A 20336-nucleotide genomic window follows, 5' to 3' on the forward strand; every position below is an offset into this window, starting at 1 on the left:
ACAGCGGAAGGCCCGGTAATCCGCCGGGCACCTCCGGATCCCGCGCGCCGCGAGGCCCCACCCCTGGCCACGCCGTGCGCCACCATGGGGCACGCCACCCGACCGCAGCGCCGCCACCGCGTCGCCGGTCCGCCCCGCAACGCCAGGAGAGCCGCCGTGACACCGTCCACCGCCGGTACGCACACCTATGTACTGGGCATCGACATCGGTACGGCCAGTACCAAAGCGGTGCTGTGCACGCCGGACGGCGGCATCGTCCAGCAGGCCCGGCGCGAGCACTCCACTTCGCTGCCCGGCCCCGGCCGGGCCGAGCACGACGCCGAGGGGATCTGGTGGGCCGATGTCCATGCACTGATCCGGGAGTTGCTGCCGTCGCGGCCCGAGCGGATCCGCGCCGTCTGCGTCAGCGGCATCGGCCCCTGCGTGCTGCCCGCCGACGCGGACGGCCGCCCGCTGCGCCCCGCCCTCCTCTACGGCGTGGACACCAGAGCGGTGCCCCTGGCCGAGCGGATCGAGCGGGAACTCGGCGGCGCGGACGCGGTGCTGGCGCGCTGCGGATCACGGCTCGGCTCCCAGTCGGCGGGCCCGAAGCTGGCCTGGCTGCGCCATCACGAGCCCGAGGTCTGGGCCGCGACCGCCAAGGTCTTCACCGCCCACTCCTACGTCACCCACCGGCTGACCGGCGCCTACGTGCTCGACCACCACTCGGCGAGCCAGTACGCGCCGCTCTACGACCTCGCGGCCCGCGCCTGGCACCAGCCGTGGGCGCAGGCCGTGGCGCCTGGCCTGGCGCTTCCCGAGCTGGCCTGGCCCGCCGACATCGCCGGCCGCGTCACGGCGCGCGCGGCGGCCGCGACCGGGCTCGCCGCGGGCACACCCGTAGCGGTCGGCACCATCGACGCCTGGGCCGAGGCGGAGAGCGTCGACGTCCGCGATCCCGGTGACCTGATGCTGATGTACGGCTCGACCCTGTTCTTCGTGGGTGTCACCGGCACGCCGGTGCGCTCGCCCGCCCTGTGGTCGACGGCGGGCAACCACCCGGGACAGCACACGCTGGCGGCCGGCATGGCCAGCTCCGGCAGCATCACCCAGTGGTTCCGCGACCTCACCGGCGGCGCCGGCTTCCCCCAGCTGACCGCCGAGGCCGCCGCCTCTCCCCCGGGCGCAGGCGGGCTGCTCGCGCTGCCGTACTTCGCCGGCGAACGCACCCCCGTCGCCGACCCGCAGGCGCGCGGCATCATCGCCGGCCTGACCCTGCGCCATACCCGGGGCGACGTCTACCGCGCCCTGCTGGAGGCCACCGCCCTGGCCGTACGGCACCACCTCGACGCCTTCGCCGAGGCCGGCTTCACACCCGGACGCGTCGTCGCCGTGGGCGGCGGCACCACCCACCCCTTGTGGCCGCAGATCGTCACCGACGTCACCGGCGTCGCGCAGGAGTACCCGCACGAGCGCTGCGGGGCGAGTTACGGCGACGCCAGGTTCGCCGCGCTCGCCATCGGAGCCGTCCGGCCCGGTGCCCGCTGGAACCGTCCGGCGAAGGTCCTCACCCCGTCCGCTGCCACCAGGGACCTCTTCGCCGACCGCTACGCCGCCTACCAGGACCTGCGGACGGCGACCGGCCCCCTCCAGCACCGCCTCGCCGCCGCCCAGGACCGGCACGGCGACCCCACCCGCTGAGCGGCCTCGGCCCCCTGCCTCCGAAGTCACCACAGGCAAGGGGCCAGCAGCCGTGAACCCGCTTACGGGAAGGGCTAGTTGAGAGTGTCCGGGTCGGGTCCGATGCGCTCACCGCGGTCGAGTCCCGCGAGGGCGGCCATCTCGTCGTCCGCGAGGGAGAAGCCGAAGACGTCGATGTTCTCCCGGATGCGGGCGGGGGTGACGGACTTGGGGATCACGATGTTCCCGAGCTGCAGGTGCCAGCGCAGAACCACCTGGGCGGGCGACTTGCCGTGCCGCTCGGCGAGCGAGGTGAGCACCGGGTTCTGGAGCAGGGCGCCCTGCGCCAGCGGGCTCCACGCCTCGGTCGCGATGCCGTGCTCGCCGTGGAAGGCGCGCAGCCGCTCCTGCTGGAGGTAGGGATGCAGCTCGATCTGGTTCACCGCCGGGGTGATGTCCGTGTTCTCCAGCAGCCGCTGGAGGTGCTCGGGCTGGAAGTTGGAGACGCCGATCGTGCGGATCCGGCCGTCGGCGTGCAGCTTCTCGATCGCGCGCCAGGTGTCGAGGTAGCGGTCGCGGGCAGGCGTTGGCCAGTGGATGAGGTACATGTCCACGTAGTCCAGGCCGAGCCTGGCCAGGCTGGCATCGAACGCCGTCAGCGTGGAGTCGTAGCCCTGGTCGTCGTTCCACAGCTTGGTGGTGAGGAACAGGTCGTCGCGGGGGATGCCGGAGGTGGCCAGGGCGCGGCCGACGCCGGGTTCGTTGGCGTAGATAGCGGCGGTGTCGATGCTGCGGTAACCGGCTTCCAGGGCGGCGAGCACCGCCGCGGTCGCCTTGTCGTCGTCCACCTGGAAGACGCCGAAGCCGAGCTGCGGGATCGTCACTCCGTTGTTGAGGGTGACGTCGGGCACGGAGGTCATGGGAGGGGGTTCCTTCGGTTGGTTGTCCGGCCGGGGGATCAGGCCGGGGAGGGAGGCGGGCCGACCGGGGCCGGTACGGGCCAGTGTGGGGAAGCTCCCCGGGGCGGCCGGCGGCGCCACGCCGCGGCGGCGAGAGCCCGGGAGCGCGCTCGCGAGCCGCTCCGCCTTACCTGCTCACACAATAATTGCAGGCGCATTTAATTGCAATCGCCGCGTGTTTTGCCGTGGGCTGCCGCCCTACGCACCGTCGGGCGGCAGCCGCCGGATCGCGATGGCCGCGGCGTCGTCGCCCAGGCGGCCGTGCGTGTACGCCTGCAGGTCGGCGCGCAGGTGCCGGAGCACGTCGTGCGGGGTCTGCGCACTCCAGGCCCCGGCACGTTCCGTGAGCGGATAGAAGGCACCGCTGCGGTCGCGGGCCTCGGTGACACCGTCCGTATAGAGGAGCAGCAGGTCGCCGGGCTCGAAGGGATGACTGTCGACCTCGTGGCCGGCCGCGCCGGGGAGGCCGCCGAGTCCGATCGGGAGGGCGGTGTGCGTGGCGTGCAGGGTGCGGACGCGGCCGCCGCGGAGCAGCAGGGCGGGCGGGTGTCCGCAGGTGACGGTGCGCAGTTCGGCCGACCCATCGGGGATGTCGAGCAGCGTCGCGGTGGCGAACGCCTCTTCCGAGCCCTCTTCCTCACCGTCCCATTGGCCGGCCTCCCAGCGCATCGCGCCGTCGAGGTGGACGGCGAGGCCGGGCAGCGTCGCCTGCTCGTGCGCGGCGGCCCGGAAGGCGCCGAGGATCAGCGCGGCGTGACTGTACGCGGGCAGCCCTTTGCCGCGCACGTCGCCGATGATCAGCCGGGTGGCGCCCTCCGTACGGACCGCGGCGAACAGGTCGCCGCCCATCTCGGCCTCTTCCTCGGCAGCGAGGTAGAACGACGCGATCTGCAGCGGTCCGCTCCGCTGCGGCAGCGGCCGCAGCAGCACCTGCTGTGCCACACCGGCCACCGAACGGCTCTTCATCAGCCGCCGCTCGACCCGGTCGCGCACCACGGCGAAGAGCACGACGAGCGCGCTGACCAGGAGCAGCGCGATGAGCTGGACCTGATGGTTCTGCGAGGTGGCGTCGCCGCTGACCACGCCGATGAAGAACTGGGCGGCGAGGGCGAGCACGCCGACCACGGCGGTGAGCTGCGGGCCCGCGAACGCCGCCGTGAAGGTCGGGGCGGCGACCAGCAGCGGCCCCAGGTGCACCTCGGGCGGGAACAGGCTGTCGATCACGAAGACGGCACAGATGAGCGCGAGCGGAATCAGCACCAGCACCGGCGCGAGGCCCCGTCGTCCCCGCAGATTGATCAACTGTCGAAAGCGCATGCGTCATGCTCGCAGCACCGCGCCCGAAATGTCCGTAGGGTCACGATCCGGCGTGGACGTCGGAGGCACCGCCCTGCGCCGACCGCGCCACGCCCGAGCCGTCCTGCGTCCGCAGGCCGCGCACCCGGGGCGACAGCAGCGCCGCCGCGGTGGCCACGATCACCGGACCGGCGCCGACGGCGAGCGCGCGTCCGACGCCGACGACCACACCGGCCGCGGCGACCGGCGCGCAGAACACCGGGAGCGGCGCCCGGCCGGTGGCGCCATGACGGCGGCCCCGTGTACGCGGCGGCCCGCGCCAACTGCCCTCAGTAGTACCCCTTTCCACCGTCGAGCAGTTCGCGGATGGCATCCAGGTGACCGGCGTGCCGGGCGGTCTCCTCGGTCATGTGGAGCAGCATCCAGCGCAGGGACGCGGCGGCGGAGCGGTAGTCGGGGTGCCGTCCCACGACGTCCAGCGGGTGGGCCGCGATGATCTCGTCGGAGACCGCGCACTGCCGTTCGTAGGCGGCGAGGAGCCCGTCGAGAGGTTCCCCTTCGACGCGCATGTCGGCGTCCTCGGGATCGTCGAGGAACTGCGGTCCGTCGGCGGGGCGGCCCAGGAACAGGACCTCGAACCAGGTGTTTTCGGCCCACCGCAGATGGGAGACGACACCCGCCACCGTCATGAGCGGCGAGGACGGCAGGAGCGGGCGGTGCGCGTCCGCCTCCGACAGCCCTTCGCACTTCCAGTGGACGATCGCCCGCTGCATGGCGAGCCAGCCGGTGAGCTGCGTCCGCTCGTCGGCGTCGAAGGGGGGACGGATCCGGGAGGGAGTCATGGACAGCGAAGCTACGCGGCAAGGCATCGGGCCGCACCATATTTTCCGGCGCCGGCTCCCCCGTCACCGACATAGCGCGCGTAGCACCTCTATCGCCGTCCACCCGCAGAGCGAGCCGCTCCCGGAAGCACAACCACCGGCGCCTCTTCCGCTTTCTCCCGGGCGCGGGATACCCCTTGAGGGACGACGAGTTCGATGCGTTCGACGAGTTGGGTGCATGGGGTGCATCGGATGCGTTCGATGCACAGGTCAGGGCGAGGGCATGACACCGCCCAGCACCTCGGGAAGGAACACCATGGACGACGGCATACAGGACGGCATGGACGAGGAGAGGGAAGGGAGCCGGGTATCGGCGCCCGCGGGAGAGCGGCGTCGCCGTGCGGGCGCCGAGGGCTCCGGACACGGCCAGGAGGCGGGCGGCCCGGACCGGAGTGCCTGGTACGTCGACTCGCGCTGTACGAACTGCGACGTGGCGCGGCAGCTCGCGCCCGGTCTGATCCGCGAGCACGCGGGCCGCTCGGAGATCGTCCGGCAGCCCCGGAACACCGCGGAGGCACGGCAGTTGCATGCCGCGGCGTTCGGCTGCCCGCCCCGGTCGATCCGCCGCCCCGGCCAACGGCTGGATCCGGCCGCCGACCCGTTCCCGTGGGCCCTCGACGACGGCGTCCTGCTGTGCGGCCACAACTCCCCGCACACCGCGGGCGCCAACTCCTCCTGCTGCGCCGACCGTCCGGCACCGTGATGATGGTCAACACGCCCCGCTGGAGCAGCGCGCTGGCCACGCGGTACGAGGAGCTGGGACGCGTCACCGACGTCCTGCTCACCCACCGGGACCATGCCGCGCACGGCCGCCGCTACGCGGACAGGTTCGGCGCGCGGCTGTGGATCCACGAGGGCGACCTCGACGCCGCGCCGGACGCCGACCGGATCATCCGCGGCACCGCCCCGGCGCAGATCGCCCCGGGAGTCGTCGCCCACCCGCTCCCCGGGCACACCAAGGGCAGCGTGCTCTACCTCGCGGACGACCGGTACTGCTTCAGCGGCGACAGCCTGTACTGGTCGCGTACGACGGCCGATCTGGAGGTCGCCGAGAGCGTCACCTGGTATTCGATCCGGGAGTTGGGCGCGTCCCTGGCAAGAACGGCCGACCGGCTGCGCTGGGAGTGGCTGCTGCCGGGACACGGCGACCGCCAACGGCTGCCGGCCCCGGAAATGGCGAGGCGGCTCAGGGGCCTGACGGCCCGCGTACGCGAACTCCGGCCGCGCCCGGTCGACTTCACCGCCATGCGGTACTGACTTCCGGGCGGGCACGGCACCGGCCGGCCTCCTCAAAATCCGCTTGCGCCAGGCATCACGCGCTCCTCGGCATGGCGCCGTGCCTGCCTTCACCGCTCCCGACGGGACCACGCTCGCCTATCACGTCATGGGCGAGGGCGAGCCGCTGCTCTGCCTGCCCGGCGGCCCGATGCGTGCCTCCGCCTACCTCGGCGATCTCGGCGGGCTGTCGGCGCACCGTCGGCCGGTCCTGCTCGACCTGCGGGGCACCGGCGCGTCCGGCATCCCCACCGATCCCGCCACCTACCGCTGCGACCACCAGGCCGCCGACGTCGAGGCCCTCCGCGAACATCTCGGCGCAGAACGCATCGACGTGCTCGCGCACTCGGCGGCCGGCGATCTGGCCCTGCTCCACGCGGCCCGGTACCCGCAGCGGATCCGCAGCCTCACCCCGGTCACCGCCCGCGCCCGTGCCCTCGGCATCGACTTCACCGGGGAGCACCGTCGCGAGGCGGCGGCCATGCGCGCGGCCGAGCCGTGGTTCCCGGCCGCGCATGCCGCCTATGAGACCGTCTGGACCGGCACCCCGACGGACGCGGACTGGGACGCCATCGCCCCTTTCCTCTACGGCCGTTGGGACGCGGCCGCCCAGGCGCACGCCGCATCCGACGTCGCCCGGACCAACGCCGCGGGCCTCCGACCGCTACGCGTCACCCGGCGCCTTCTCCCCCGCCGCGACCCGCGCCGCCATGGCCGCCTTGGACGCACCGGCTCTGATCCTCGCCGGCGCACTGGACAGCGGGCCGCTCCCCGGGTCGCCGCCGGCATCGTGAAGCTGTTCCCCCGGGCGGAGTTGGCCGTCCAGCCGGGCAGCGGCCACTCCCCCTGGCTCGACGCCCCTGGCCTCTTCACCCGGGTGGTGTCGGCGTTCCTCTCCCGGGAGCGCGTCGGGCCGGAAGAACGGAGCTGACCCCGCGCCGGCCTCCTTTGTGATCAGCTGATGCCGTGGAAGCCATGTGGACGAGCGTGGTAGCGGTCGGTGGCACCCTCATAGGTGCCGTGGTCACGCACCTCTTCCAGCGCCTCGCGTCCCGGCGCAGTGAGCTGTTCGCGCGGTCCGAAGCGCTCCGGCAGGAGCGAATAGCCACGTTCAGCACGTTCGCCACGGCGGTGTGAGGACTACCGCCACGGCCAGGCGGACCGCTGGTACCGCAAGCAGCAGGGCCCGGACGGAGAGGCTTTCATCAGGGCACGCGATGAGGCACACCGCCTCAGGACAGCGACACGGCAAGTGCTCTACCGGGTCCAGTTGCTCACCGACGACCGGGAAGTGATCCTCGCGGCCGAGCGGGCCTATCAGGCCACTCGGGACGTTTCGACCGCACAGGAACCGGCGGAGCGGGACTCGCTGGACGCCCTCGCACGGCAGGCGATCGAAGCGTTCGTGTCCCGCGCTGGGCCGTTGACCCGTTGAACTGTCGGCCGGCGGATGCCCCGGGGTGCCCTGCGGATCACGCCTCAGTGCCGGGGCTCGGACATGCGCGGCAGCAGGCACAGGAGGGCCGAAAGGGCCGCGGCCAGGGCCAGGTTGAAGACGAGGGCGGCGGCGAGGGCGTGTCCGTACGCCGTGACGTCGCTGCGGGCGGCGCCCTTCAGCGTGCCGTAGAAGATGACGCCGATGACGGCCACCCCGACCGCGCCGCCGACCTGCTGCCCGGTGGACAGCACCCCGGAGGCCATGCCGATCTCCGTGGGGCGGATGCGCGACAGCACGGCGTTCAGCAGCGGGGTGACCAGCACGCCGTTGCCCAGGCCGGATACGAGCAGTGGCGCGGCGAGTGACCAGGCGGTGAGCGAAGCGCCGGCACTGAGCACCACGGCGAGGGTGACCGCGTGGCCGGTGGCGAGGATCAGTGCCCCGGCCTGCAGCAGGCGCCGGCCGTGCCGGGCCATCCGTCCGGCGATGATGCTGCCGGCGAAGAACGCGGCGGCGAAGGGGAGATAGAAGACGCCGGCGCTCAGCGTGTCCAGGCCCAGGCCGTCCTGCACGGTGACGGACAGCACCAGGAAGAAGGAGTTGATGCCGAAGTAGGCGAGCAGGACCAGCAGCATGCCGAGGGCGAAGGGACGTTCGCGCAGCAGGCCCGGCCGCAGCAGCGGCGCGCCGCCCGCCGTCTCGACGCGGCGTTCCACGAGCGCGAAGCCGAGCAGGGCGAGCACCCCGGCTGCCAGGCTGAACCAGGTCCACGTCGGCCAGCCGGCCTCCCTGCCCTCGACCAGGGGGACCACGAGGAGGACGAGGGCGAGGGTCAGTACGGCCATGCCCGCGAGGTCCGGCCGGCGACTGTCGGGCGACCGCGACTCGGGGACGAGGACGGCGGCGAGGACCAGCGTGACGAGGCCGACGGGGACGTTGACCCAGAAGATCGGGCGCCAGGAGGTGCCGAACAGGTCGGCGGAGATGAGGAGGCCGCCGAGCAGCTGGCCCGCGACTCCGGCGGTGCCGATGACCGCGCCCAGGACGCCGAAGGCCCGGGGCCGTTGCTCCGGTGTCAGCAGCACCTGGATCGTCGCGAAGACCTGCGGGAACATCACCGCGGCGCCGAGTCCTTGCAGGAGCCGGGCGGCGATCAGGGCGCCGGGCCCTGGCGCGGCGGCGCAGGCCACGGACGCCAGCGTGAAGACGGCCATGCCGGTGAGGAAGCAGCGCCTGCGGCCGAACCGGTCGCCGAGCCGGGCACCGGTGATCAGGGCGATGGCGTAGGTGAGTTGATACCCGGCCAGGATGAGCTGGACGTCGGCGTCCGACGCGTGCAGGTCGTCCTGGATGGCCGGGGCCGCCACGAGCACGATGAAGGTGTCGAGCACGGCCATGAAGACGCCCAGCAGAACGACGGCCAGGGCGCGCCACGGCGAGGGCCCCGGAGGCGCCGCGGTGGCGGGGCCGGTCGGGACGGGGTGCAGGGAATCGGCCGGTGGTCTGGCGTGAGTCATGGTGCTGAGCCTGGCCCGGGGCCGGGTGACGCAACAGACGCAAATTATGCTGGTGGCCGCGGTACCACCCTGGGGTTCTTGGGGCGACACGGGTGGGGCGGAGGGGCAGTAGGGTGCGCGCGGGACGGTTCGTTGCGGAGAGGTTCGATGGCTGATCAGGAACGGCGCCGGGTCCTGGCGGAGTTCCTCCGCACCCGCAGGGAGCGGGTCAGGCCGGGCGACGCCGGTCTCCCGGCCGGGCCGCGCCGCCGCACCCCGGGACTGCGCCGCGAAGAGGTCGCCCTGCTCTCGGGCGTCAGCGTCACCTGGTACACCTGGCTGGAACAGGCCAGGGACATCACCGTGAGCCGCCAGGTGCTGCACAGCCTGGCCGGGGTGCTGCGGCTGTCGCCTGCCGAGACCCGCCATCTGTTCACCCTGGCAGGCCAGGCCCTGCCGCCGGCCGCCCCCGAGGGGAGCGGCGGGCAGGCGTTGCAGCGTCTGGTCGACGCGCTCGATCCGCACCCGTCCTATCTGCTCGCCCCCAACTGGGACCTGCTGGCGTGGAACCGTTCCGAGGCCGGTCTCATCGGCGACCCGTCCGACGGGAGCCTGCCCGAACGCAACCTGCTCCGGCTGGTGTTCACCGAGCCCAGGATCCGTCCGCTCCTGGTCGACTGGCCCGGTCAGGCCCGTGCGCTGCTGGAGCAGTACCGCGCGAGCGCCGACCGGCACGTCGGTGACCCGGAGTTCGCGCGCCTGACCGCCGGTCTGTGCGCGCAGAGCGAGGAGTTCGGCGACTGGTGGGACACGCACGACGTGGCGGATTTCCATCCGGCGCGCAGGACCTTCGACCACCCTCGGCTGGGGCGGCTGACGTTCGACTACGTGAAGCTGGCGGCCGTGGACGCCCCCGGGGTCACCATGGTCTCGTGTCTACCCGCGGACGGCGAAACCGCCGGAAAACTACCGGAGTTGGCCACCTTCGCCGCCGGATCCGTGGCCGCTCCGCACTCCCGGCGCGACGCCGCTCCCCTGCTCTGAGCCCGTTCCGCACCCACTGCACGGCGCGGCAAAAGTGTTGACGATTAAAAAACCGGTGTGACGGTTTAGGGGTACACAGAGGGTTGAGCGGGATGCACGAGTGCGAACGGCACACGAGGGCGAACCGCTCTCACAAGTGACCGAATTCGGCCGCCACTTGGACCTCACCGCACACCACTCCCCCATGGGCGTCACGCCGAACGCCTCCCCGGGTCTGGATATAAAACCAGTGAGTTGGTTTTATATCTCTTATGAAGAGTCCCCTCACGCCCCGACAACCAACTGCCGCCGCGCGGGCCGTCATCGCCCTCCCGTCACGCACAGCAACCGCGATCCGTCTCGTCACCGGGAGGGACCGGTGACCCGGCAGGGACGCTCCGAACGCACCCGGCACGCGCTGATCCGTTCCGCCGCGCAGTCCTTCGACGAACGCGGCTACGTCCAGGCGAAGCTCTCCACGATCAGCGCCGGCGCGGGAGTGAGCACGGGCGCGCTGCACTTCCACTTCGACACCAAGGCGGCGGTGGCCGCAGCGGTCGAGGCGGAGGCGACGCGGACCCTGTACGCCTTCGCCCGCACCGTTCAACGGCAGAGCCCGAACGCCCTCCAGGCGCTCATCGACACCACCCACGTCCTGGCGCAGCAGCTCAGCGGCGATGTGGTGGTGCGCGCCGGGTTCCGGCTCAACTGCCAGGCCGCGCACCGCTCCGGCGCAGACCTGCGCCTGCGCTGGCACGCCTGCGTGACCGACCTGCTCACCCGCGCCAGGACGCAGGGCTCACTGGCTCCCGACCTGCCGGTCGCCGAGCCGGCCGGGTCGATCGTCGGCGCGACGGTCGGCTTCGAGGTACTTGCCCGCGAGGACCGGAGCTGGCTCTCCGCGCCCTCGGTCACCGGCCTCTGGCAGTCCCTCCTGCCACTCCTCGTCGTCGACGCATCGAAGCGGCCCGAGCCGTCCGGCACCCACCCCCTGACCCGCGTCCAGCACCAGAACGACGGCTCACCGGACCGGCCGACGACGCGATAGCCCGCCGTTGCCGCGCGGCGACGGCGGCGGGCCGCCAGGAGTAACGACCGGTCGGTGCCGGGCCGTTCAGGCGGTGGTGAGCGAACTGTCCTCGTGGCCGGGCTGCTGGTGGGCGCCCCAGATCCGGGCGCCGCGGCCCGGTGTCGTGTCCAGGCGGCTGAGTACGCCGGGGACGCCGATGCCGGGCAGCATGTGGTCGTAGAGCGACGCGATCTTCGTCTCCAACCGGCCGAGCGACAGTGCGGAGTTCACGATCTCGACTCCGGTCCAGGCGCCCACGAACAGCGACGCGGTCTCCTCGGGGGCGATGTGCGGCAGCAGTTCACCCTGCCGCTTCGCCTCTTCCAGCTGTGCCGTGATGAAGCCGATCCAGCCCGGCCACGACGTGCCGAACAATTCGCGGGCGTGCTGGTCGGCCGACAGCCTGATCGCCGCGCTCAACAGGGGCTCGCGGGGCAGCCGGTGCGCGAGCACCATGCCGACGTCGACCCATTCCTGGAGCTTGGAGTCCTGCGGCAGTACGCCCTCCATCGTCAGGGCCTCCGCGAGCACTCCCCTGGCGAGGTCCTCTTTCGAGGTGAAGTGGAAGTACAGGGCGCCCTTGGTCACGCCGGCCCGGTTCAGGATCTCGGCGATGGTCGCCGCGTCATAGCCACGCTCGTCGAAGACCACACCGGCCGCTTCCAGAATCGTGCGACGAGTCTGGATCGCCCGTGCCTGCTGCGCCATCAGGACACCTCATTCATATGTTGCCGTTGTCGAGCTCGTGCCCCGGCGGACTGAAGCACGGAAATTCTAATTAACTTCATCGACGCATTGAAAATAAAACCGGGCAGTACGTATCTTAGCATCGGACCGGTATCGTCGGTTCGGCACGAAGACCACCGCCCCAGGGGAGTCGAATTCCACATGTTGCGCATACCGGAACACTCGGACAAGACCGAACTGCCGCACGGCACACGGCGATCGGCAGCCCCGGAAGGGGTGGCCTCCGAGCTGAACGAGGTACGCGAGGTCCGCAAGGAATTCCTCCACCTGCGCTTCGACGATTCCGTCCTGCTGACCGGCTGGCAACGGCTCGACGACATGGAGTTCACCATCTCCGCGCGCTGGCCCGGCTTCGTGCGCGCCGCCACCGGCGACGGCGTACGCCACGACCCCCAGGTGGTGGCCCGGACCATCCGCCAGTCCGGACTGCTGCTCGCGCACGGAGAGTTCGGCGCGCCATTGGATCACGCGGTGCTCCTGCGGGCCTTCGACTTCACCGTCGAGGCGGACTACCAGCCGCCGCAGGACGAACCGATCGACCTCGTCCTGCGCGTCTCGTGCGCGGAGATGGGCCGCCGCGGCAAGCGCCTCACCGGGCTGCGTCTGCACATGGACATCCATTCTCTCGACGGTGTCCGGATCGGCACCGGCACCACGGACTTCGAGTGGATCGCCCCCCGGGTCTACCGCAGACTCCGCGACACGCACGCCGCCGCGGTCAGCGAACAGCCGCCGCTGCCCGAGCCGGTGCCGCCCGTCCGGGTCGGCCGTACCCGCGAGGACGAGGTCGCGATTGCGCCGACCGCGGACCCGCGGCGCTGGCAGCTGCGGTGCGATTTCTCCAACACCATCCTCTACGACCACCCGGTCGACCACGTCCCGGGGCTGGTAATGATCGAAGCCGCCCACCAGGCCGCCCAGTTGATCGAGGCCGGCGGCGCTCCCGGTACATTCCGCCCCACGTCGGCGACGACGTCCTTCGGCCACTACGTGGAATTCGACGCGCCGTGCTGGATCGAGGCGACGGTCGACGGCGGACCGGCCGGAACCGACGGGTCCGAGGGCGGCGTCCGGGTGTCGGTGACGGGCTACCAGGGCGACAACCTGGTCTTCACCACGGAACTCACCGGCGCCGGCAGCCGCTGACGGAGGCGGAAGCGGCGGGCCGGTGGATGCCGGGCCCGCCGCCCGCACTCCCCCGGAGCGTCAGACTCCGCTCACACCATCGTGAATCCACCGTCCACCGGCACCACGACACCGGTGACGAACGACGACCGGTCGCTGCACAGCCAGGCCGCCGCCTCCGCGATCTCCTCGGCCTTCGCCGTACGCCCCTGAGGGGTGGCCGCATGCAGCTGGGCCTCCAGCTCAGGATTCCGCTCGAACCAGTCAGTGATGTTCTCGCTGCGCGTGGTTCCGGGCGCCACGCTATTGACGCGAATTCCCTGCCGCGCGTATTCCGCAGCCGCTGCCTTTGTCAGACCGGCCACCGCATGTTTCGACGCGACATACGGCGCTGCCGCAGGAATGGACTGCAATCCTCCCACACTGCTGTTGTTCACGATGGAACCGCCACCGGGATTATTCAGCATGACGCGAATTTCATGGCGCAGGCAATTCCATACACCCCGCACATTCGTATCCATGATTGAGTCGTATACGGAGTCTTCCATCAGGTGCATGGCATTTTGGTCGCCGCCGATTCCCGCGTTGTTGAATGCCGAATCCAGCCGTCCGAAGGTCTCGACCGCGAGGTCCACGGCCCGCCCGACATCGTCCGACAGTGCGACGTCCATCTTCGTATACGCCACCTGAGCGCCCTTATCACGCAGCTCAGAGGCCAGGTCGGCCAACCGCTCCTCCCGCCGGGCGGCGAGCACGAGCGACGCCCCTTCCGCCGCGAAAACCCGCGCGGCGGCGGCTCCGATGCCGCTGCTGGCTCCCGTGATCAGAACGACTTTGCCGACGAGTAGACCTTGTTTGATAGTCACGGAGTGGCATTCTGCCATGGGCCCGAAAGTAAATTCTCGGGCGACCCCCTTCCGGTTGGATCACCGCTCCAGAGGCGGCCTCATGACCAAGCGGTACCCCACTCCGATTCCCCTCCGTTCCGCGATTCCGCACGATCCGCACGCACCCTTAATCACTCTCAGTTGCTCTTACGGATCGACAAACCGGGCAGCGCGCGACTTCCATTCCGTACCATGCAGTTTGTATTTATCCGCGGATCTCGCTGCGTGCTACGGAAAAGGCATGGATGGTCTCTTTCCCGGGGCGGAACGCCATGGCCGGCAAGCGGCTGGCTCGCGGGGCCGGGCCCCCGCGTATGCCGACCGGGAGGGAACCGGCGCCACACGAAACGGCGCGGCCACCGCCTCCTGCGTGCGGTGACCGCGCCGTCCGGCAACGCCCGGTGGGCTACCAGGCCGGGCCCGCGACCTGCCTGGTGGTCACGTTGATGCGGTTGAAGAGGTTGGTCACCCCGATCCAGAGGATCAGGGCGGCGAGCTGCTTCTCGTCATAGTGGTCGGCGGCCTCGTCCCACACGTCGTCGGGCACCGCTACGGGCCGGTCCGCGAGCCGGGTGGCGGCCTCGGCGAGCGCCAGGGCCGCGCGTTCGGCATCGGTGAAGTAGGGCGTCTCCCGCCAGGCCGCCACGGCGAACAGGCGCTCATCGGTCTCGCCCGCCTTCTTGGCGAGCCGTGCGCCCCCGTCCACGCAGTAGCCGCAACCGTTGATCTGGCTCGCCCGCAGGTGCACCAGCTCCAGCGTCCGCTCGGGCACGCCGCCCTTCTTCGCGGCCTCCAGCACCGCCAGGACGGGCTTCAGCGCTTCGGGAATGACCTCGACCGGGTTCTTCATACGTGCCTGCATCATTGCTCTCCTTCGGTTCCGTCTTCACTGCTTGACGGATCCCGCGGAGAAGAATGTGACATGCGGGGCGGGCGCGGTCCCGTGGGACGCCGGGCAGCGCCGTCGCCACGGGCACGGCGGGTCAGCCCAGTGAACCGGCCTCGACGGAGGTGACGGTGAAGCGGCCGCCGCACACCCTCAGCTTGCCGCTGTGCGTGGTCATGGACTCCTTCGAGCCGGGCGGGTAGACGTAGACGATCTGCGCGCCGGACCAGCACGCGGTGTCGTTGACGCCCTCATTGAGCGTGTGCAGCAGGGCGTGGACGCTCTGCCCCGGCTTCAGCGTGACGGCCTTGCCCGCGCCGCCCTCCCGGGTGGCGGGCTTGCCGACGGCCGAGCCGTCCCGGGAGATCAGGGAGACACCGGGGTAGCCGCTCAGGGTGCAGGTCTTCTTGCCGTTGTTGGTGAAGACCAGGGGGTAGCGGATGTTGCCCGCCCCCGCGTCGGCGGCGCCCAGGCGCAGCGACATGGCGTCCGCGGTACAGCGGCCCGACGCGGACGTCGGAGTGGGGTGCGCCTGGTTGCCGGTCGGGCTGGTGGCGGCATCGTGGCCGGTGGACGGCTGCCGGACACCCACGGACGGCTGCTGCGCACCGGAGGAGGGCCGCTGCGCTTCACCGGACGGACCCGCCTTGCTCGCTGACGGCTGCGCCGCGCCGCCGCCTTCGCTCCCGGCCGTCGAGGGGGAAGGCGCGGAGGGGGCACGCGAGGCCGCATCCGATCCGTTCTGGCACGCCGTGAGCATGAGCGCCACGACGGCGATCAACGATCCGGCTGCCACGCGGCGGCCGCGACCGAGGGAAGTGGTGGTGAGCGACATGGGTCTCCCCCTCTGTGGTGGGTGCGTACCCTCGTTGCGCGGGTGCGTACGGTTCGTCCCGTTGCGTCTCCAGCGTGACCCAGGTTGCTGCCGACCCGCTAATGAAGCGCTAACGCCTCACTAACGGTGCAGAGCATGTGCCCTGCCGCCCCGCTGCACCCGCAATCGCCGTGGGCAGTATGGCCCGAACCACGGGCGGGCGCCTCCGCTGCGGTGTCCGATTACGCCACCGGTGGGAACGGGCGGCAAAGGCATGAGGCGGAAGGGGGCGGAGTGGCCGGCACACTCTGCTGAACGGCGATCTCACGTTCCGGAGTTGGCGGGCGTCTACTCCCATGAGGAAGCCCTTCGGCGCCCGACGAGGTGCGTACGCCGTGGCTTCCCCGGCGGACAGGTTCCGAGGGGCGGGAGGTGCCGGTGATGTCTACGAGGTCCGGGCGATGGCCGAGGTCCAGGCGGCCCGCTCGGCCGCGGCCCGGTGCACCGATGCCGATGCCACCGCCCTGCGGTCGGCGCTCGAAGCACGTCGTGCGACGGCGGACGGACCCGATAACGCGGCGTTCGTCGACGCGAACGTCACGCTGCACGCCGCCGTCGTCGATGCCGCGCACAACCCCGCACTGACCGATCCGTTCACGGAGTTCGCGCCCGCGCTGTGCCAGGGCCTGATCGGCCTCGTCGACCTGCGCGGCCTGCACGATAAGGGTCCGCAGCGCGGCGACGCCCACCACGCCGGGCTGGTGGACGCCGCCATCCGAGGCGATGCGGACGGGGCGAGCCGCACCCTGCAGGTCGAACTCGACGCGATGCTGGCGCAGTTGCTGGACCGCTGAACGGCCCCGGAGGCGTCGATTGAGGACGGCGGGCGGACGGCCGGACGGCGGGCGGCCACGTCGGCACAAGGTCGACGAAGAGGGGGTGACGCATCAGGCCGGCAGGCGGGGTCGGCAGGCTGCCGGGTGGCCGATTACCGCTGTGGCCCGGCATTCGACAGGATGGGCGGCATGACCGAGATCCGCACCCCCCGCCTCATCCTGCGTCAGTGGCACGACGACGACCTCGCCCCCTTGGCCGATATGCATGCCGACCCGGCGGTCATGCAGTGGATCGGCGACGGCAGCGTGCTCGGCCTCGACGAGACCGCGGACGCCATCGAGCGCTGGGAGGAGGAATGGGACGAGGAGGGCTTCGGCCTGTTCGCCGTCGAACTGCTCGCCTCGGGAGAACTGGCCGGAGCCGCCGGCCTCTCGGTGCCCCATGACCTTCCCGAGGTCACCCCCGACATCGAGATCAGCTGGCGCTTCGGCCGCCAGTTCTGGGGCCAGGGTTACGCGTCCGAAGCGGCCCACGCCGTCCTGGAATTCGCCCTCCAGGACCGCGGCCTCGACCGCGTCATCGCCATCAACCGGGTGGACAACACCGCTTCCGCGAACGTGGCACGCAAGCTCGGCATGACACCGGAGCGCACCATCACCCACCCCACGTACGACCACATGTTGCAGATCCACGGCATCGACCTGACCGAGTACCAAGCCTGAGAGGACGGTGTACGGGGCGGGGCGGGTCAGACGGGGCGGACCGGGCCGGCCACCGTGGTCTTGCCGCCCGACGAAGCCCGTCCCGCCGACGGGCGACCGGACCGGCGTGCCTGTACGGACAGTTCGGCACAGTGGGCCCAGCACGATCCGCCGCACTCCCGCTCCCGCCCTGTATCCCTGCCCCCGTACTTCCCGTCCCGCCGTCCGTCCCCGAACAGGGTCAGGGCCGGAACTCAAGGACCAGGGCGCCGGGAAACGGCGGGAGGGAACGCAGGACAGGGCGGCGGCTACGTCCTTCCGGGTTTCGACAGTCAGGGCCGCCGAAACCCGGAACGGCCGGTTCAGTCGGCGTCGCGGGACGGCTGTATCAGGTCCAGGTCGAGGGCGTGGTAGCCGCCGCCGGTGATGGACAGGGGCGCGGCCTGGGGCGGATAGCCGGATGCGGTCAGGGTGTAATCGCGGCCGCTCAGCTCGGAGAAGGCGAAGGCACCGTCCGGGCCGGTGACGAGGTGAGCGGTGACCGTACCGTCCTCCAGGAGGGTCACGGCGGCGTCCGTCACCGGGGCGCCGTCCGGGCCGCGGACCGTGCCGCGCACGGCGGCCGTCGGCCGGAGCCGGGTGTCCTGCCGCTCGGGGACGCCGGTCGTGAGGTCGAGGGGACGTGCCTCCGGCTGGTGGCCGGGGGCGCTCAGCACCAAGGTGTAGGCGCCGGGCGGGAGTTCGCGGGCCTCCCAGCGACCTTCGGTGTCCGTGGTCGCGCGCGCCACCACTTCGCCTCGGGCATCGGTGACGACGGCGCTGCCGTCGGCGAGCGCGGTGCCCTCCGGGCCGCCGAGCAGGGTGCCGCCGAGTCGTCCGGTGCCCGCGAGGACCAGCTCCACGGGGGCCGGTGCGCCGTGCGCCTCGTAGCCGACCGATACGGCGTGCGGGGTGTATCCGGCTGCGGCGCCGGTGAGGACGTAGGTGCCCGGTCGGGGCGCGGTGACGGCGAAACGGCCGTCACCGCCGGTCGTGGTGACGCCGGCCTGCCGGCCCTGCCGGTCGATGAGCGTGACGCTCGCCCTGGCAACGGGCGCGCCTGCCGAGTCCCGTACCCGCCCGTGGAAACCGGCGTGGGTCTCTCCGTCGGCGCCCGTCTCCCGGCCGGGGAAGGAGGGTTCACCGGTCTGCGCGGGAGCAGAGCCCGGGGCCGGGAGGGAGGCCGCGGTGCCGAGGGCGTCGTCCGTCTCGTTCGTGCTCTGTGCGACCAGGGTCGGGCGGGATGCCTTCCGTGGTGAGGGCAGGAACGCGGCGACCACGAGGCCGATCACGACCGCGCCGGTGGCGATCATGAAGGAGACCCGGAAGCCGCCCATCGTGGGCACCGTGACGGGCCCCATGGGTTGGGACATGTGCGCGAGCACCATGCCGATGACGGCGCTCGACACGGAGGTTCCGATCGAACGCATCAGGGTGTTCAGGCCGTTGGCCGCGCCGGTCTCCGAGGGGTCGACGGCTCCGATGATCAGCGCGGGCAGTGAGGAGTACGCGAGGCCGATGCCGGCGCCCACCATCACCGCAATGATGACGGTCTGCCAGGCCGCGTTCATCAGGCCGATGCCGGCGCCGTAGCCGATCCCGATGACCAGCATGCCGAGCAGCAGGGAGACTTTGGGGCCGCGGCGGGCGGCGATGCGCGCGGAGAGCGGGGCGATCAGCATCATCGTCAGGCCGAGCGGTGCCACGCACAGGCCGGCGACCACCATCGACTTGCCGAGGCCGTAACCGGTCGACGTGGGCAGTTGCAGCAGCTGCGGGAGCACCAGGGATATCGCGTAGAAGGCCACGCCGACGGTGATGGAGGCGATGTTGGTGAGCAGCACCTCGCGGCGGGCGGTGGTGCGCAGGTCGACGAGCGGATCGCTGATGCGTAGTTCCATCACGCCCCACAGCGCCAGGACCAGCGCGGCGACGCCGAAGAGGACGAGGGTCGTGGGCGAACTCCAGCCCCAGTCGCTGCCCTTGGTGATGGGCAGGAGGAGCGCGACGAGACCCGCGGAGAGACCGATGGCGCCGAGGACGTCGAAGCGTCCGCGGGCCCGGACGGACGTCTCGGGGACGAAGAAGAGCGTGAGCAGCATCGACAGCACGCCGAGGCCGGCGGCGCCGAAGAACAGGGCGTGCCAGTCGGCGTGCTGGGCCACCAGGGCCGCCGCGGGCAGCGCGAGTCCGCCGCCGACGCCTATCGATGAGCTCATCAGGGCCATCGCGGAGCCGAGCCGCTCGCGCGACAGCTCGTCGCGCATGATGCCGATGCCGAGCGGGATGGCGCCCATGGCGAAGCCCTGGAGGGCGCGGCCGACGATCATGGTGATCAGGTCGCTGGTGAAGCCGCAGATCAGCGAGCCGATGACCATGACGGCGAGGCTGGCCAGCAGCATCCGCCGCTTGCCGGAGAGGTCACCGAGCCGGCCCATGATGGGGGTGGCGACCGCGCCGGCGAGGAGGGTGGCCGTCATGACCCATGTGGCGTTGCTCGGGTCCGTGTTGAGCAGCGTCGGCAGGTCCTTGATGACCGGCACGAGCAGCGTCTGCATCACGGCGACGACGATGCCGGAGAAGGCGAGAACGGGGACGATGCCGCCGGATCTGCGGTGCCGGCCCCCGGCGGCAGGCTCGGACACCGGAAGTGTGGCGGCGGTGGTCGCCGTCCTCCCGGGCGGCTGTTCCGTTGTCGTCTGGGTCATGCGTGCGGCCTCCGGGCATCGGGAGCGGATCTGGTCGGGTGGAACGGGCACGGCGCAGGGCAAAGGCTCGGGATGCTCACGGAGTTCGGGCCGGACGGCGGCGGGGCCGTGGTGCACGCGCCGTCACATGGCAGGCCGACGACGGGACACCGGCCGGCCGCGCGCCGCCGGAGTGCAGGGCCGGAGCACGGGACGGGCAACAGTGAGGTGAGTGGTTCGCGGAATCGGAAGCGTGCGGTGCGCTGCGGACTTCGGTGCCGCGGTGTCTAGGGTTCTGAGCGCCTGGCATCTGCATGCCGTAGTACGTGCATGCCGAACGTTTTACGCCGGATCGGTATTCCGGCGCAGCCGTCTCCGCGTCCTGAGACGCCGGTGATCTCGATCACCGCCAGGGACACTCGGGGACACCCCGGGCGCCCCGCACCACACCGCCGTGTTTCCGTCATTCATCGCTGCTCCCCCGGTTTCGGCGTCGCCTCCGGCTCCGCTCCTGCGT

18 protein-coding genes and 2 pseudogenes are annotated in these 20336 nt (G+C 71.5%); 10 read left to right on the plus strand and 10 right to left on the minus strand.

Translation table 11 applies throughout. From position 1 onward, the window contains the following. The first annotated feature begins 156 nt into the window (after nucleotides 1–156). The gene (locus LIU39_RS16470; RefSeq protein ID WP_227047463.1) at nucleotides 157–1680 is read left to right on the plus strand and encodes an FGGY-family carbohydrate kinase; all 1524 of its coding nucleotides are present in this window, start codon (nucleotides 157–159) and stop codon (nucleotides 1678–1680) included. A gap of 74 nt (nucleotides 1681–1754) precedes the next feature. On the opposite strand, the gene LIU39_RS16475 is transcribed toward LIU39_RS16470, so the two are convergent. The 4 genes from LIU39_RS16475 to LIU39_RS16490 form a co-directional block, all read right to left on the minus strand. Further along, a complete protein-coding gene (locus tag LIU39_RS16475; protein WP_227047464.1) occupies nucleotides 1755–2579 on the minus strand; it encodes an aldo/keto reductase in 825 nt (274 codons plus the stop codon). A 237-nt stretch (nucleotides 2580–2816) separates the two neighbouring features. Next, entirely contained in the window at nucleotides 2817–3935 is a 1119-nt protein-coding gene (locus tag LIU39_RS16480; protein ID WP_227047465.1) for a PP2C family protein-serine/threonine phosphatase, read from the minus strand. Nucleotides 3936–3975: 40 nt separating this feature from the next. After that, nucleotides 3976–4173: a hypothetical protein gene (locus tag LIU39_RS16485; protein ID WP_227047466.1), complete on the minus strand. Its 198-nt coding sequence runs from the start codon at nucleotides 4171–4173 to the stop codon at nucleotides 3976–3978. A gap of 70 nt (nucleotides 4174–4243) precedes the next feature. Further along, nucleotides 4244–4756, minus strand: a complete 513-nt coding sequence (locus tag LIU39_RS16490; protein ID WP_227047467.1) for a DinB family protein — start codon at nucleotides 4754–4756, stop codon at nucleotides 4244–4246. 469 nt (nucleotides 4757–5225) lie between these two features. Between LIU39_RS16490 and LIU39_RS16495 the strand changes: the two are divergent. The 4 genes and pseudogenes from LIU39_RS16495 to kilB form a co-directional block, all read left to right on the plus strand. Beyond that, nucleotides 5226–6052 (plus strand): annotated as a pseudogene (locus LIU39_RS16495) (MBL fold metallo-hydrolase). Between the two features lie 79 nt (nucleotides 6053–6131). Then, nucleotides 6132–7001 carry an alpha/beta fold hydrolase gene (locus LIU39_RS16500; protein ID WP_227047468.1) on the plus strand — a complete coding sequence of 290 codons (870 nt, stop codon included), beginning with the start codon at nucleotides 6132–6134 and terminating at the stop codon, nucleotides 6999–7001. 44 nt (nucleotides 7002–7045) lie between these two features. Further along, nucleotides 7046–7207: a hypothetical protein gene (locus LIU39_RS35805; RefSeq protein WP_505016422.1), complete on the plus strand. Its 162-nt coding sequence runs from the start codon at nucleotides 7046–7048 to the stop codon at nucleotides 7205–7207. A gap of 58 nt (nucleotides 7208–7265) precedes the next feature. Then, nucleotides 7266–7505, plus strand: a pseudogene (kilB, locus tag LIU39_RS35810) (plasmid transfer protein KilB); the annotation flags it as partial. A gap of 44 nt (nucleotides 7506–7549) precedes the next feature. Here the strand turns inward: kilB and LIU39_RS16510 are convergent. Next, complete coding sequence (locus LIU39_RS16510) at nucleotides 7550–9025, minus strand: MFS transporter (protein WP_227047469.1); 1476 nt, start codon at nucleotides 9023–9025, stop codon at nucleotides 7550–7552. A 147-nt stretch (nucleotides 9026–9172) separates the two neighbouring features. On the opposite strand from LIU39_RS16510, the gene LIU39_RS16515 reads away from it, so the two are divergent. Together LIU39_RS16515 and LIU39_RS16520 are read left to right on the plus strand one after the other, a co-directional pair. After that, nucleotides 9173–10048, plus strand: coding sequence for a helix-turn-helix transcriptional regulator (locus tag LIU39_RS16515; RefSeq protein ID WP_227047470.1), 876 nt, complete (start codon nucleotides 9173–9175; stop codon nucleotides 10046–10048). A gap of 358 nt (nucleotides 10049–10406) precedes the next feature. Beyond that, nucleotides 10407–11075, plus strand: a complete 669-nt coding sequence (locus tag LIU39_RS16520) for a ScbR family autoregulator-binding transcription factor (RefSeq protein WP_227047471.1) — start codon at nucleotides 10407–10409, stop codon at nucleotides 11073–11075. 66 nt (nucleotides 11076–11141) lie between these two features. Here LIU39_RS16520 and LIU39_RS16525 read toward each other — a convergent pair whose 3' ends face one another. Further along, a complete protein-coding gene (locus LIU39_RS16525; RefSeq protein ID WP_227047472.1) occupies nucleotides 11142–11804 on the minus strand; it encodes a ScbR family autoregulator-binding transcription factor in 663 nt (220 codons plus the stop codon). A 180-nt stretch (nucleotides 11805–11984) separates the two neighbouring features. Between LIU39_RS16525 and LIU39_RS16530 the strand changes: the two genes are divergently transcribed. Beyond that, nucleotides 11985–12989, plus strand: a complete 1005-nt coding sequence (locus tag LIU39_RS16530; protein ID WP_227047473.1) for a ScbA/BarX family gamma-butyrolactone biosynthesis protein — start codon at nucleotides 11985–11987, stop codon at nucleotides 12987–12989. A 71-nt stretch (nucleotides 12990–13060) separates the two neighbouring features. On the opposite strand, the gene LIU39_RS16535 is transcribed toward LIU39_RS16530, so the two are convergent. The 3 genes from LIU39_RS16535 to LIU39_RS16545 form a co-directional block, all read right to left on the minus strand. Beyond that, nucleotides 13061–13834: a glucose 1-dehydrogenase gene (locus LIU39_RS16535; protein WP_372463944.1), complete on the minus strand. Its 774-nt coding sequence runs from the start codon at nucleotides 13832–13834 to the stop codon at nucleotides 13061–13063. Nucleotides 13835–14261: 427 nt separating this feature from the next. Beyond that, nucleotides 14262–14717 carry a carboxymuconolactone decarboxylase family protein gene (locus LIU39_RS16540; protein ID WP_227047521.1) on the minus strand — a complete coding sequence of 152 codons (456 nt, stop codon included), beginning with the start codon at nucleotides 14715–14717 and terminating at the stop codon, nucleotides 14262–14264. Between the two features lie 121 nt (nucleotides 14718–14838). Further along, entirely contained in the window at nucleotides 14839–15576 is a 738-nt protein-coding gene (locus tag LIU39_RS16545) for a DUF4232 domain-containing protein (RefSeq protein ID WP_227047474.1), read from the minus strand. Nucleotides 15577–15950: 374 nt separating this feature from the next. Here LIU39_RS16545 and LIU39_RS16550 point away from each other — a divergent pair, with 374 nt between their 5' ends. Next, nucleotides 15951–16409 (plus strand): FadR/GntR family transcriptional regulator, encoded by a 459-nt coding sequence (locus tag LIU39_RS16550; protein ID WP_227047475.1) that lies wholly within the window; start codon nucleotides 15951–15953, stop codon nucleotides 16407–16409. Between the two features lie 171 nt (nucleotides 16410–16580). Then, complete coding sequence (locus LIU39_RS16555) at nucleotides 16581–17114, plus strand: GNAT family N-acetyltransferase (protein ID WP_227047476.1); 534 nt, start codon at nucleotides 16581–16583, stop codon at nucleotides 17112–17114. A gap of 341 nt (nucleotides 17115–17455) precedes the next feature. Here LIU39_RS16555 and LIU39_RS16560 read toward each other — a convergent pair whose 3' ends face one another. Further along, nucleotides 17456–19840 carry an MFS transporter gene (locus LIU39_RS16560; RefSeq protein WP_227047477.1) on the minus strand — a complete coding sequence of 795 codons (2385 nt, stop codon included), beginning with the start codon at nucleotides 19838–19840 and terminating at the stop codon, nucleotides 17456–17458. Nucleotides 19841–20336: the final 496 nt, after the last annotated feature.

Source organism: Streptomyces pinistramenti (genome assembly GCF_020564935.1).
Lineage (GTDB): Bacteria > Actinomycetota > Actinomycetes > Streptomycetales > Streptomycetaceae > Streptomyces > Streptomyces pinistramenti.

Excerpts from the sequence above, each read along its gene's own strand:
- LIU39_RS16555 (WP_227047476.1), top strand. The coding sequence starts at position 16,581 with ATGACCGAGATCCGCACCCCCCGCCTCATCCTGCGTCAGTGGCACGAC.
- LIU39_RS16525 (WP_227047472.1), bottom strand. The coding sequence starts at position 11,804 with ATGGCGCAGCAGGCACGGGCGATCCAGACTCGTCGCACGATTCTGGAA.
- LIU39_RS16475 (WP_227047464.1), bottom strand. The coding sequence starts at position 2,579 with ATGACCTCCGTGCCCGACGTCACCCTCAACAACGGAGTGACGATCCCG.
- LIU39_RS16480 (WP_227047465.1), bottom strand. The coding sequence starts at position 3,935 with ATGCGCTTTCGACAGTTGATCAATCTGCGGGGACGACGGGGCCTCGCG.
- LIU39_RS16560 (WP_227047477.1), bottom strand. The coding sequence starts at position 19,840 with ATGACCCAGACGACAACGGAACAGCCGCCCGGGAGGACGGCGACCACC.
- LIU39_RS16515 (WP_227047470.1), top strand. The coding sequence starts at position 9,173 with ATGGCTGATCAGGAACGGCGCCGGGTCCTGGCGGAGTTCCTCCGCACC.
- LIU39_RS16510 (WP_227047469.1), bottom strand. The coding sequence starts at position 9,025 with ATGACTCACGCCAGACCACCGGCCGATTCCCTGCACCCCGTCCCGACC.
- LIU39_RS16490 (WP_227047467.1), bottom strand. The coding sequence starts at position 4,756 with ATGACTCCCTCCCGGATCCGTCCCCCCTTCGACGCCGACGAGCGGACG.
- LIU39_RS16540 (WP_227047521.1), bottom strand. The coding sequence starts at position 14,717 with ATGCAGGCACGTATGAAGAACCCGGTCGAGGTCATTCCCGAAGCGCTG.
- LIU39_RS16545 (WP_227047474.1), bottom strand. The coding sequence starts at position 15,576 with ATGTCGCTCACCACCACTTCCCTCGGTCGCGGCCGCCGCGTGGCAGCC.
- LIU39_RS35805 (WP_505016422.1), top strand. The coding sequence starts at position 7,046 with ATGTGGACGAGCGTGGTAGCGGTCGGTGGCACCCTCATAGGTGCCGTG.
- LIU39_RS16530 (WP_227047473.1), top strand. The coding sequence starts at position 11,985 with ATGTTGCGCATACCGGAACACTCGGACAAGACCGAACTGCCGCACGGC.